At 36.0% G+C, this 12,444-nt stretch carries 14 protein-coding genes; 3 read left to right on the top strand and 11 right to left on the bottom strand.

The features are described from left to right. Window positions 1-203: 203 nt before the first annotated feature. A complete protein-coding gene (locus C8N41_RS14270; RefSeq protein ID WP_092447631.1) occupies window positions 204-728 on the top strand; it encodes a hypothetical protein in 525 nt (174 codons plus the stop codon). Window positions 729-847: 119 nt separating this feature from the next. Here C8N41_RS14270 and C8N41_RS14265 read toward each other — a convergent pair whose 3' ends face one another. After that, on the bottom strand, window positions 848-2,185 hold the full coding sequence (locus C8N41_RS14265) for an exonuclease domain-containing protein (protein WP_115839757.1): 1,338 nt from the start codon (window positions 2,183-2,185) through the stop codon (window positions 848-850). Between the two features lie 144 nt (window positions 2,186-2,329). Between C8N41_RS14265 and C8N41_RS14260 the strand changes: the two genes are divergently transcribed. Further along, complete coding sequence (locus C8N41_RS14260) at window positions 2,330-2,530, top strand: CsbD family protein (RefSeq protein ID WP_092447633.1); 201 nt, start codon at window positions 2,330-2,332, stop codon at window positions 2,528-2,530. Window positions 2,531-2,752: 222 nt separating this feature from the next. Here C8N41_RS14260 and C8N41_RS14255 read toward each other — a convergent pair whose 3' ends face one another. Further along, window positions 2,753-3,274: a 5' nucleotidase, NT5C type gene (locus C8N41_RS14255; protein ID WP_092447634.1), complete on the bottom strand. Its 522-nt coding sequence runs from the start codon at window positions 3,272-3,274 to the stop codon at window positions 2,753-2,755. Window positions 3,275-3,581: 307 nt separating this feature from the next. On the opposite strand from C8N41_RS14255, the gene C8N41_RS14250 reads away from it, so the two are divergent. Further along, window positions 3,582-4,676 (top strand): alkene reductase, encoded by a 1,095-nt coding sequence (locus tag C8N41_RS14250; protein ID WP_115839756.1) that lies wholly within the window; start codon window positions 3,582-3,584, stop codon window positions 4,674-4,676. A 179-nt stretch (window positions 4,677-4,855) separates the two neighbouring features. Here the strand turns inward: C8N41_RS14250 and C8N41_RS14245 are convergent, their stop codons facing one another. The 9 genes from C8N41_RS14245 to C8N41_RS14205 all read right to left on the bottom strand — a co-directional run bounded on the left by C8N41_RS14245 (window position 4,856) and on the right by C8N41_RS14205 (window position 12,443). Then, entirely contained in the window at window positions 4,856-5,149 is a 294-nt protein-coding gene (locus C8N41_RS14245; RefSeq protein ID WP_115839755.1) for a hypothetical protein, read from the bottom strand. Window positions 5,150-5,267: 118 nt separating this feature from the next. Further along, window positions 5,268-6,188, bottom strand: a complete 921-nt coding sequence (locus tag C8N41_RS14240) for a glutaminase (RefSeq protein WP_115839754.1) — start codon at window positions 6,186-6,188, stop codon at window positions 5,268-5,270. 82 nt (window positions 6,189-6,270) lie between these two features. Next, window positions 6,271-7,173, bottom strand: a complete 903-nt coding sequence (locus tag C8N41_RS14235) for an EamA family transporter (protein ID WP_092447638.1) — start codon at window positions 7,171-7,173, stop codon at window positions 6,271-6,273. 50 nt (window positions 7,174-7,223) lie between these two features. After that, window positions 7,224-7,865, bottom strand: coding sequence for a thiamine phosphate synthase (locus C8N41_RS14230; protein ID WP_115839753.1), 642 nt, complete (start codon window positions 7,863-7,865; stop codon window positions 7,224-7,226). 221 nt (window positions 7,866-8,086) lie between these two features. Then, window positions 8,087-8,884: a type 1 glutamine amidotransferase domain-containing protein gene (locus tag C8N41_RS14225; RefSeq protein WP_211318209.1), complete on the bottom strand. Its 798-nt coding sequence runs from the start codon at window positions 8,882-8,884 to the stop codon at window positions 8,087-8,089. A gap of 28 nt (window positions 8,885-8,912) precedes the next feature. Then, entirely contained in the window at window positions 8,913-10,073 is a 1,161-nt protein-coding gene (locus C8N41_RS14220; RefSeq protein WP_115839752.1) for an iron-containing alcohol dehydrogenase, read from the bottom strand. 51 nt (window positions 10,074-10,124) lie between these two features. Then, window positions 10,125-11,123 carry an NADP-dependent oxidoreductase gene (locus C8N41_RS14215; protein ID WP_211318208.1) on the bottom strand — a complete coding sequence of 333 codons (999 nt, stop codon included), beginning with the start codon at window positions 11,121-11,123 and terminating at the stop codon, window positions 10,125-10,127. Window positions 11,124-11,136: 13 nt separating this feature from the next. Next, window positions 11,137-11,769 (bottom strand): nitroreductase family protein, encoded by a 633-nt coding sequence (locus tag C8N41_RS14210; protein WP_092447642.1) that lies wholly within the window; start codon window positions 11,767-11,769, stop codon window positions 11,137-11,139. A gap of 8 nt (window positions 11,770-11,777) precedes the next feature. Further along, on the bottom strand, window positions 11,778-12,443 hold the full coding sequence (locus C8N41_RS14205) for an NAD(P)H-binding protein (protein WP_115839750.1): 666 nt from the start codon (window positions 12,441-12,443) through the stop codon (window positions 11,778-11,780). Window position 12,444: the final 1 nt, after the last annotated feature.

Genomic DNA, 12,444 nt, shown 5'->3' with positions numbered 1-12,444 from the left:
ACTTTATCAATATTTTACAATCTTTAGAATAACACTGTCTATTGATTGTCTATTGCTTGTGCATTAGTGGTCTATCTCAATTTTAAGGTCATGTACAGGTTTGCTTATACCTTAGCAATGTTCTATTTAATCAACACAACGATAATAGAAAATAGCTTTAACCACTTTATATAAATACGTATAACTCTAAAACCGTACAACTCATGAAAACTTGTCTTCTTGGTTTATTATTTTTAGGACTCACCAGCCTTAGTTTCGCACAAAATGACATCGCAATGGAAACCACAGCATTACCTGACAAAAATTACACACCACGTGCTGTAACCATTCAGAATGAAGATTACTTAAATTTAGAACTGACTACAGCACAACCCATAGCTGTACGAATTAAAAAATTGCAAACGATGGCCGCTAATTTTGATGTTACAAGCGATCCTGTTTACAGTAAAAACCAGTCTGTAACTTATACGGTTAACTTTAAGTCTAGTGAAAATTACATCACTGCAATTTATGATGCTAATAGTATTATTATAAGTTCAGAAGAATATTATGAAGATGTCCGGATTCCATTAAAAATAAGTCAGCAGTTAGCTAAAAAATATCCAGGTTGGGCATTTTTAAACAGCTCATGTAAAGTGAACTACGACCAAACCAATGGCGCTATCATGACTTATGAAATCTCCATAGAGAAAGAAAACAAATCAAAATCGATTACCCTAACCATATAGGCAAAACCCTTTTGCTTAATATGAAAACAGCATCATTACGATGCTGTTTTCAGCTTTAGGTCTAATTTTTAATGCCACATAAAATTGAATGACTTTATACAACTTCAAACAATGAATACCTACAATTCTAGTAAGCGGGATTTTAAAATCTTTTGAATATCCATATTGTTTTTTTGCGGAATAAGGAACGTCTCCAAATCATCGATATGGTTTATGGTTTCTTCTTTATCTACAAAACCATATCCTAAATATTCGCCATTTTTCACCATTACAAAGGCTTCTTCATTCTGGTGTCGGCCTTTTTCTCTCAGCACCATATCGGTTTTCTGATCTGCCATATCCTTTATGGCTTCTAAAACTCTGTCGTTATAGGCTTCTACAGCTTCCTCGTCTCTGCAAATACCTTTACAATTTTTAATACTAAAATGAGAACACTCAGCTACCGACTCTTGCAAGTGGCAGTATTTTGGGCATAAATTATGTGTCTCACAGATTTTTTCTAAATAAGCACGGACTTCTCTAATACTAAATAGTGTTACAATAGGATTTGGGACTAAACGCCCTTTGTTGCTTGCTAAATGTAAAACCCCTTTGCGGTCTTGGTAAGAGAATATAGCAAAAGATTGCACGGTACGCTTAGCCACTTTATTATAGACAGGAAAGTGATGTTTTATAGCGGCATCTTCCATAAGTAAAGCGATTAACTCACTGCCTGAATCTTCAAAATCAATATCGGCAGTTTCGCGTACCATATCTTGTGATTTTTTAGTCTTACTATAAAAATGACTTAGCACCCTTTTTTTTATATTTATAGCTTTTCCCACGTAAATAACCTTGCCTTTTTTATCCTTAAAATAATAGATGCCAGCCGTAGTTGGTAAGGCTTCAAACGTTTTTTTGGGTAGGTTAGGAGGTAAGGTGGCTTCTTTAGAATTCTTGTTTAAAAATTCTTTAAAGACCTCAGATGCGTTAGGTTGTTGTAATAATAATTTGAAAAGAATGACTGTAGCTTCAGCATCACCTCGTGCTCTGTGCCTGTCAACGAGATTAATATCTAAGGCATTACACAGTTTTCCTAAACTATAAGAACGATGACCTGGTAGCAGTCGTCTAGACAAACGAACGGTACAGAGTTTCTTTCGGGTGAATTCTATCCCTAAACGTTTAAATTCCCCATTAATAACATTATAATCAAAGTTAACATTATGAGCGACAAAAATAGTACCCTGCGTAATATTGAGTATATCCTGAGCCACTTCCGCAAAGGTCGGTACATCTGCAACTAAAGCGTTATCAATCCCTGTGAGTGCTGTGATGTGCTGTGGAATAAAACTTTCTGGATTAATCAATGAGGTAAATTCGTCAATTACTGTTGTTCCATCATATTTAAATATGGAAATCTCGGTCATACGATTGCCTTGTCCTGTGGTTTCAACATCAATGATGGTATAAATCATTTTTACTGGTCTTGTTTTTAGCTATTTATTTGAATTAATAACTTCATGTATCGCGTTAATAAGTTCTTGGTATACCTGTTAATTTTACAGTAGTAAATCAAAGTGGTTTACTTATGAGATCAATAACTTAAAAATACAGAAATTATGTCTAAACCATGGCAAGATAAAGCAAAAGGCAATTGGAATATTGCAAAAGGAAAATTAAAACAAAAATGGGGAGAACTTACCGATGACGATCTCGATTACCAAGAAGGACAAGAAGACGAGGTTGTAGGTAGAATTCAGAAAAAAACTGGTGAAACTAAAGAAAACATCAACGAATTCTTAAATAGCATTAAGTTTTAAAATTCCCTCTTTGTAAAACCGTGGAAAATCTTGCATTTTGCAAGATTTTCTGTGCTCCATAATATTTGTACCAAAATGTACCGAACGATCTCAATAACGGTTTCATAACGATACCACCAAACTCAATCCCATTATTAAAGCACTATATATGTGATTTTGGTGTAATGTAAAAATTTCCGATAACTCACCCGAAGAAGCTGTGCTAAAGGGATTACAGTTAATTTACAATAAGCGTTCAGCTATTTCTAACCACGTTGACACTCTAGTATAACCTGTATCTTCTACATTATGAGGAGAATTAAACAAAAGTGTATCTCCTTCAAATTTTTCCAAATTATAGGTTCTGTCGTCTATGAGCAAATCTCCATTTAAAATAAATTTATCTCCACACATAATGCGATGTTGCCACGTAATAAAGGGCATGTGCTCATCTAACCATTCACTTTTTTCTAATAACGAATTAGGAAACTGTGTTGCTGCCGTAGCAATGTAAACTTCGTGCTTAGCATATAAGGCTTCCATTACTTGTATGGCATCTTTAATGGGTTCTAAATCGCGAAAAAAGCCAGGTTGAAGCGCGTGAGCTTTGATGCTTTTTTGGTGGATTTCTGGAACATTGTGCCATATCTCGCCCGAAATGATTTGGCTGATATGTAAATCTTGCTGATGCTCTTTATTATATAATTCGATGTGTTTGCCGTAAGTGTCTGCTAACACATCATCCATGTCTACAAATATGGTCATTGGGATGTTTTTTTTGTAAAGTTCTTGATAATGGATTGAAATGCCAAAGAGCGAAGGGTTATTTAATATTTATTTAATGTTTTGGTCTTTTTTATGTTTGGCTCAATATGTTCTCGATACAGCCCGACTGAAACGTTGGGACACTAGAACTGACGTTGAGTACGGTTAAAGGTTCGTTTTCCTGTTAGAAAAGACCTCTTAAGGCAGATTTACCAAAGGTTAAATCTATCTTAATCGGCAGCTATTCTTAAACATTAAGGTTTAAAAATCGTAACTTTAATACTTTAAATGAAAATGAAAAAATAATATGAAAACACAACCCTTATTAACACCTTATCATAAAAATATATCATTACCAAACCGCGTCGTTATGGCACCTATGACACGAAGTCGTGCGGATAATACTGAAAAAGTTGCTACAGATGACTTGCAAGGTTTATACTACGAACAACGTGCTTCTGCAGGCTTAATTATTACCGAAGGCTCGCAGGTTTCTAAAGAAGCTGTTGGATATATCAATACACCTGGTATTCACTCTAAAGCGCAAGTGGAAGGCTGGAAAAAAGTAACGCAACGTGTACACGATAAAGATGGTACCATTTTTATTCAGCTATGGCACGTTGGTCGAATATCTCATCCCGATTTTCATGATGGTGATTTGCCGGTTTCGGCTTCTGCGATTAATCCCAACGCAGAATCCTACACACCAAACGGTTTTAAAGATACCGTGACACCTAAAGCAATGACTATAGCGGATATTAAACGTACCGTTGAAGACTTTAAAAATGCTGCCGCAAATGCCGTGGAGGCTGGTTTTGATGGTATAGAATTGCATTCTTCTAACGGTTACTTATTTCATCAGTTTTTTAATAATTGCTCTAATACCAGAACTGATGACTATGGTGGAAGTATAGAAAATAAAACCCGTTTCTTTTTTGAGGTTTTAGATGCGATGAAGACTGTGATACCGCAAGAAAAAATTGGAGTGCGTTTTAATCCGTCGTTACATGGTTTGTTTGGAATGACGGTTGATGAAGACACCATTCCGACGTTTGAATATATTATTAAAAAGCTGAATGCTTATAATTTGGCTTATGTACATTTATCGGAGCCTTTTACTGATGTTACAGATGTGCCTTTTGCAGTTACAGACATTGCCAAGCATTTTAGACCGTTGTACAATGGTACTTTAATGATTAATGGTGATTTTGATAGGGATAAAGGTAATATGATTCTCGAAGCTGGTGATGCGGATTTGGTAGCTTACGGTAAACCGTTTATTTCTAATCCGGATTTGGTAGCGCGTTTTGAACAAGATTTAGAATTAGCGGATTGGGATAAGGATACTTTTTATACACCAGGAAAAAAAGGATATACAGACTATCCTTTTGCTTCTGAGTAGTTGTTAACTTAAATTATAGAGAAAAGCATTGTAAAGCGCTGGTTTTACAATGCTTTTCCTTATGGACTTTCTCATATAAAAAAAAATCAAGACCTAAAATAACCATGTTACCATGTACTAGTTATAGATCTTGATTGTTTATTTGTTATTCGGATTGTTCCTATTTCTGAAACTGAAAACTACTCAGTTCTTGTATTTTCAATATCTTGCTCAAGATTATCGTTATGAGCACTGCCAAGACTGTGATGTCTATTTTCTTCGTCTGGATATCTTTCGTTAGTTAGTGGTCTTGCATTACGACCACCAGGAATATCTAAATTTTTAGCCGCAAAATCGGGTTCATTTGGACGCTTTTTTAATATTTGATCATCTCCGTTGTCTTGTCTTAAGTTTCCAGATTTATCACCTAATATGTCTTTGTCTTCTTTAGTAATCTCTGGATTGTATGGTTTTTTTTTATCTTCATTTTTCATAATCTTCAATTTTTAAGATGTACTCAAATTTAAAAATTATGACCTTAAACTATTAACGGATACCATTAAAACCTTGATGATTTTGAATACAATAGGGTATATAGTATATCCATGAGACTTAGAAAATACTCATTTCAGAATGGGTGGTTACTGTTTCTAATAATTTCATGCCTTTAAAAGAATTTCCGTTAGGGTTTAATTTTGGACTCCAAACGGCTATGGTAAAATTGCTAGGGTATAAGGCTACAATACCACCACCCACACCACTTTTTCCTGGCAATCCAACTTTAAATGCAAATTCACCAGACTCGTCATAAAAACCACATGTTAGCATGAGTGCATTAATTCGTTTGGTCTGACTACGTGTAAGAATCTTTTTCCCATCGCTCAATTTTTTACCTCCATTGGCTAAAAACGAGAATGTACGCGATAATTCTTCGCAATTCATTTCTAAAGAACACATGTCGAAATAAAAATCTAAAACTTCGTCAGGATCGTTATCGATATTGTCTAAGGATTTTATAAAGTTACATAAAGCAACGTTTCTAAAACCGGTTGCTTTTTCAGAATCGGCTATGTCATCGGAATAGTCGAGGTCGGGTATATCGCTAAGGTCTCTTACAAACTCTAAAAATTCTTCGCGTGCGTTTTCTAAGTGTGTGATTAAGATATCGCAAATGACGATAGCACCTGAATTGATAAAGGGATTTCGAGGTATACCTTTATATGTCTCAAGTAAAAGAAGTGAATCGAATTTTGTACCCGAAGGCTCAACGTCAATACGCGTCCAAATTTTTTCGCCTAAAAACTTAACGGCTAACGATAGCGACAACACTTTAGCAATACTCTGAATGGAAAACTTTTCTAAGTGATCGCCCATACCAAAATTTTGACCATCGAGGTTCGTCATGTGAACTCCAAACTTATCGGGATCTACATTAGCTAATTCTGGGATGTATGTAGCTAATTTTCCTTTGTTTTTAATGGATTTTGTAAACTTATAAGCGTCTTTGATAATCTGACCGTAATCTGAATTCATGCGTAGTACTACCTTTTATTAATTAAAAGCCAATTGAGTTTTCGTCAATCACTTTTTGTTCAGTATATAAACATGCAATGTATCAATTTGAATACAGAATAAGAAATACTCCAATCATAATTCCTGCTAAAGGCACTAACTTTTTACGCTTATTTTGTTCTTTAAAAATTAAGCCACCAACGACCACAGCAATGATAATCTGACTGCGTTTTATGGCAGACAATAACATGATTAAAGCCTCAGGATCTTGTAGTGCTTTAAAATAAAAGTAATCTGCTGCTTGCAATAAAATTCCTACAGCGATAATAGACCAACGGAATTTAAACGCTTTGCGCTTTTTGGGATACGGAAACCATGATATGCTGAGGATTACAAGTAAAATTATTATGGTGTATAAACAGAACCAAAATTGAAGTGTTTGTGGATTAAGACTGAGGTTCTGGATTAAGAATTTATCATACAAGCCACTTGACGCTCCTAAAAATGTGGCAGCTATAATTGCAAATATCCATTTGTTACGCTTAAAAATAATGCCTTCCTTTTTCCCGATTTTAGAGTATAGCATCACTGATAAAATAATGAGGAAAAAGCCAATCCATTGCAATATACTTGGCTGTTCATTATAAATTAATAGTGCGCCGATAAAGGTAAAAAATGGACCTGCAGAACGTATGGGTGTAACAATCGTTATGGGTAAATGCTTTAAAGCCTGATACGCTAAAATCCACGAGGTAGCCATTATAGCCGATTTTATAAAAATAAAACCATGGGTAGACCAAGCGATGCTCTGAAAGTTATAACCGTGTGCTAAAGCGTATTCTGGATAGAAAATAGAGAGACCATAAAAGGTTGCTACAAACAAAAATCCACTTGATACGGTACCTAACAACACCGGAAACACTTCATTGCCGCGTACAGCGTGCTTTTTACATAAGTTGTGTAATCCTAAAAATAGTGCAGCTAGCAAGCCTAAATACATCCACATACTTTCCGATATCTGATTAACAATTTGTAATTCTAAGGGCTATTATTGAGTTACTCAAACGTATGACGTATCTCACCAGTGGCCGATGCTTGCAATAACTCATTAAAGCGTTTAATGGTATCAAAATTTGTAGTTATACCATCAGCTAGCGTTATCCCAGCAATTCCGGCTTCTAATAAAGCAGTCACATCATTAGGTTCTATAGCGCCAAAAGCAATAATTGGTTTTTCAGTATGTAGTGCTTTGTTTATAGCATGATAGTTATCAATACTTAAAGTATTACTTAAAGAAGTGTCACTAGTGCTAGCAAAAGGCCCCAAAGCAACATAATCGACATCTTTGGCTAGGAATGCTTTACAATCTTCTAGTGTCTTTGCGATACCGCCAATCATTTGCCAGCTGTATAGATTTGGTCTTATTTGCGTTGGACAATCTTCTAAATTTTCTAAAATGACTCCTTCGGCTTTTACTGCTTTTGCTACTTCATAATTATGAGTTATAACTAATCTCGTTTGATAGCGCAATGTAATATCTCGCGCAGCTTTTGCAATCTCTAAATAGTGAGCGTTAGTCACGTCCTTAAGATGCAATTGTACTAACTCAATGCCATAAGTACAGGCTTTTTGTATATTGATCAAATGGTCTTCAGGAGTTGAGCCTTGAGAGCTATAATGTAGTTTAGAGATAATCATGTATTATAAACTTAAATAGTGCAGCGTAGCGCTAAATGCGGCGCAAAAATACAAATGTTAGTGGTGTTGAGAGTTACAATTGCAAAGAAATTGCTTGCAATAAGTAAGATAGTTGATATCCACATCCATTATTTAAAAATGGAATACACTAAAAACAAAAGAAAGCCTGTAAACATAAAGTTATACAGGCTTCTCGCTATTAATCAACTTAGGGAAATTGATTACTTTAAGGTTTCTAATAGTTTTTCAGCTACCAATTCTGATGACGCAGGATTTTGTCCTGTAATTAAATTTCCGTCTTGTACAGCGTATGGTGCCCATTTATCGGCATTAGAATAAAATGCGCCATTTTCAATCAGCATATCTTCTAATAACAAAGGAACCACTTCGGTTAAACCTACGGCTGCTTCTTCTAAATTAGAAAAACCTGTAACTTTTTTGCCTTTAACTAAAGCTGTACCATCTTCATTTTTCACATCCTTTAATACGGCTGGTGCATGACAAACAAAAGCAATGGGTTTGTTCTGACGGTCAAATTGTTCAATCAATTTTACTGAATGAGCATCATTTGTTAAATCCCATAAAGGACCGTGTCCACCTGGATAAAATACCGCATCAAAATCATCGGGATTCATATCTGCTAATACTTTAGTGTTTGCAATTTTAGCTTTAGCCTCATCATCATTATTAAAACGCTCCGTAGCATTTGTTGCCGCGTCTGGTGAATCACTACTTGGGTCGATAGGTGCTGCACCTCCTTTTGGAGTGGCAATAGTAATATGGGCACCTTTATCTAACAAGGTGTAATATGGACTTGCGAATTCTTCTACCCAAAATCCTGTTTTCTTTCCTGTATCTCCTAATTTATCGTGAGATGTTAATACGAATAATACGTTCATGGTTTCTTCTTTTTTTAATTCTTTTTGTCCTTCTAAAACGGTTTCAGAAGCTTTATTTTCTTTACAACTTATCGCTGTAAATAGGGATAGTATGACTACTATGGATGGTAGTATTTTCATTTAAAAATATTCTATTATCAGTTTATCATTAGTAAGCCATCTTTACAATCTTCTCAACCTTGTCTGGTGATAACGATTGGTGTTCCCCTAAGGTTTTCCAACCTCTATCGGTAAAACGTTTTGCGATTTTTTCGGCCGTGCCTTCGTAATCTTTGGTATAATCCGATAACTTGGTGTCTATACCTAATTCGTGGAAAAAAGCGACCGTTTTTTCAATAGCAGCATAAGCTTTATTGTCAGTACTACCTTCAGTGATATTCCAAACACGTTCTGCGTATTGTGCTAATTTTTCCTTTTTAGCTTCAAAGTTAAACTTGTAATGGCTTGGTGCAATTATAGCTAGTGTCCGTGCATGGTCAATTCCAAATAAGGCGGTAAGCTCGTGTCCCATAGCATGCACAGCCCAATCCGTTGGTACCCCTTTCTGAATTAATCCATTTAAAGCCATAGTACAACTCCACATAAAGTTTGACGCAGCTTTATAATCTGTAGGATCTTTTAACACTTTTGGCGCGACTTCAATTAAGGTTTGTAAAATGCTTTCGGCAAAACGGTCTTGCAATAAAGCTCCTATAGGATAGGTCATGTATTGTTCTAAAACATGGGTGAAGGCATCCGTTACACCGTTCGCTAGTTGGCGTTGTGGGATAGAATGAATGACTTGAGGATCTAATACGGAGAACTCAGGAAATAGTCCAGGGCCACCCATAGCTAACTTCTCTTTGGTTTCTGCTCTAGTAATTACAGCACCCGAATTCATTTCCGATCCTGTTGCAGGCAACGTTAAAACCGTACCAAAAGGCATACCTTTTTGTGTTCTAACGTTTTTAGTTAAAATATCCCAAGGCGTCTCACCGTCATAAACCGCAGCCGCAGATAAAAACTTAGTACCATCAATAACAGATCCGCCACCAACGGCTAACAAATATGTAATGTTTTCGTCTTTGATAATCTGTAAGGCTTCCATTAATTTAGCGTATTCTGGATTTGCCGGAATACCTCCAAATTCAATCATCGTTACTTGAGCCAAAGCTGTTTTAACTTGATCGTAAATACCATTTTTTTTAATACTTCCTCCGCCATAAAGCATTAGTACTTTGGCGTCTTTAGGAATTTCGGTTTCTAATTGGCTTATCGTGTCCTTTCCAAATATGATTTTGGTAGGGTTTTTAAATTCAAAATTGTTCATGATGTTTTTTTTTGTTTAGTATGAATGGTTAATGGTGCTTTTTATGTGATTTTAAATTTCAACAATCATTTTACCTTTATTCTTACCTTCAAACAAATCGATAAATGCATTTGGAATGTTGTCAAAACCTTTAACGATTGTTTCAGAATAGGTTAATTTATCTTCGGCTAACCATGTTGCCAACTGTGATATAGCCTCCGGAAACTTAGCGGCATAATTAGATACAATAAATCCTTGCATTAAAGCGCTGTTTTTAACCAAGAATGGTTGTACGCTTAAGCTTTTAGGGGCTTCGGTATTATTGTATACGGAAATGGCTCCACAAATTATAATTCTCGCAAATTGGTTGATATTTACCAACACCGCATCTGATATAGGTCCTCCTACATTATCAAAATAGATATCTACTCCGTTTGGTGCAGCCGCTGCAATAGCTGCTGCCATGTCTTCAGTAGTGTTGTAATTGATACCTGCATCAAAACCGAATTTAGACTTTAAGAGATCTACCTTCTCATCGGTACCAGCAATCCCAATAACGTGTAAGCCATAAATTTTAGCAATTTGGCCAACCACGCTTCCTACAGCGCCAGCAGCACCAGAAACTACAATCGTTTCTCCTTCTTTAGGTTTTCCTATTTCCGTTAAACCGGTGAGAGCAGTTAATCCCGTCATACCCAAAATACCTAAATAAGCACTTAGAGGGGCTTTGGAAGGATCGACTTTAGTAAGTCCTTCTGCATTGGATACTTGTTGGGTTTTCCAATCTAACATACCCGAAACGAAATCTCCTTCGGCAAAGGCATCGTTCTTACTTTCTAAAACTTTAGCCACGACACCAGATTGTATCGGTTGGTTCAATTCAAAAGGAGGTACATAGGATTTAGCATCACTCATGCGACCTCTTAAATAAGGATCTACAGAAACGTAAACCGCTTCTATTAGCACCTCACCATCTTGAAGTGTAAGTTCGGTATCTTCTGTGGTAAATTCAAAATCTGACACTGTTGGTTTCCCTTCAGGTCTATGTTTTAATAAAATTGTCTTAATCATAATAATTTGTTTTTCAGTCTATTACAGTTACTAAATCTTCCATAGGTTTACGCACCTTTACAAGATTTACTAACCAATCTTCATCTTCTTTTCTGTAGCCAATTGGTAATAATACCGCACTACGTAAGCCTTTAGCTCTGAGTCCCAAAATCTCATCAACGGCATCGGGTTCAAATCCTTCAATAGGTGTGGCATCTACACCTTCAAAAGCTGCAGCTGCTATAGCTTGCGAAAATGCAATATAGGCTTGTCTTGCAGCGTGATTAAAGTTTTCTTCAGCATCCTTCTGAGGATAAGCGCTCAATAACATTTGACGGTAATTTTCCCAACCTTCATTTTTAAAACCACGGATGGTATTAGTTAGGTCGAACATATAATTAATTCGATCTTCCGTGTACGTATCCCAAGCGGCAAATACGAGTAGGTGAGAGCAGTCCGTAATAACCGATTGATTCCAAGCCACTGGTCTAATTTTTTCTTTAACCTCTTGATTGGTAATCACCATAATTTCAAATGGCTGTAAACCACTTGATGTTGGCGCTAATCTTGCAGCCTCTAATATGCGTTCTATTTTATCTTCTGCTACTTTTTCGCCATTCATGGCTTTAGCAGCATATCTCCAATTTAATTTATCTAATAATTCCATCGTTTTGGTTAAAAGTTGTTTCCTAAATTTTGAATGTCATCTGAAGGAATAAGCACTTCAGGATATTTTATTGTATTCGCCAAGTGTAGCATCGCTTGTGCTATTGTTTCAGCCGTCACTATTCTGTAGGCCTTTAATGGACCTATTAATAACGGTTGTACTCCTTTAAAAAGCACTAAGCCTATTTTTTCTAATACTCTACGCTCTTGTCTGTCTCCACCAATTAATGACGGTCTTAGTATATAGGTATGTTCAAGAGCTTGAGCCATGACCTGTTGCTCCATTTCACCTTTGGTTTTATTATAAAATATGGCACTATCTGCGTTAGCTCCCATAGCCGAAATCACTATAAAAGTGGCTATACCATTCGCTTTTGAAAGCTTTGCTGCGGCAGAGGGAATACCACAATCTATTTGTTTATAAAGCGTTTTATCTGGTGTTTTCTCTTTTGTAGTGCCAATACAACAGTACACTTCATCTGCCGTAAACTCAGCTTTAAACTGATTGAGCTCTAAGAGGTCACCAATATATTGGGTAACTTTATCCGGTAGGCCTTCCATTTTAGAACGTGAAAACAATTTGATGGATGCGTACCGTTCGTCTTTAATTAATTTTTGAAGCAGTTTGCCTCCTGTTAATCCTGAAGCTCCTAATATAATGGCTGTCTTTTTCATA

Origin of the sequence: Winogradskyella sediminis, assembly GCF_003387355.1 — a bacterium.
Classification (GTDB): Bacteria; Bacteroidota; Bacteroidia; order Flavobacteriales; family Flavobacteriaceae; genus Winogradskyella; species Winogradskyella sediminis.
This window is presented reverse-complemented; position numbering and strand designations above follow the sequence as displayed.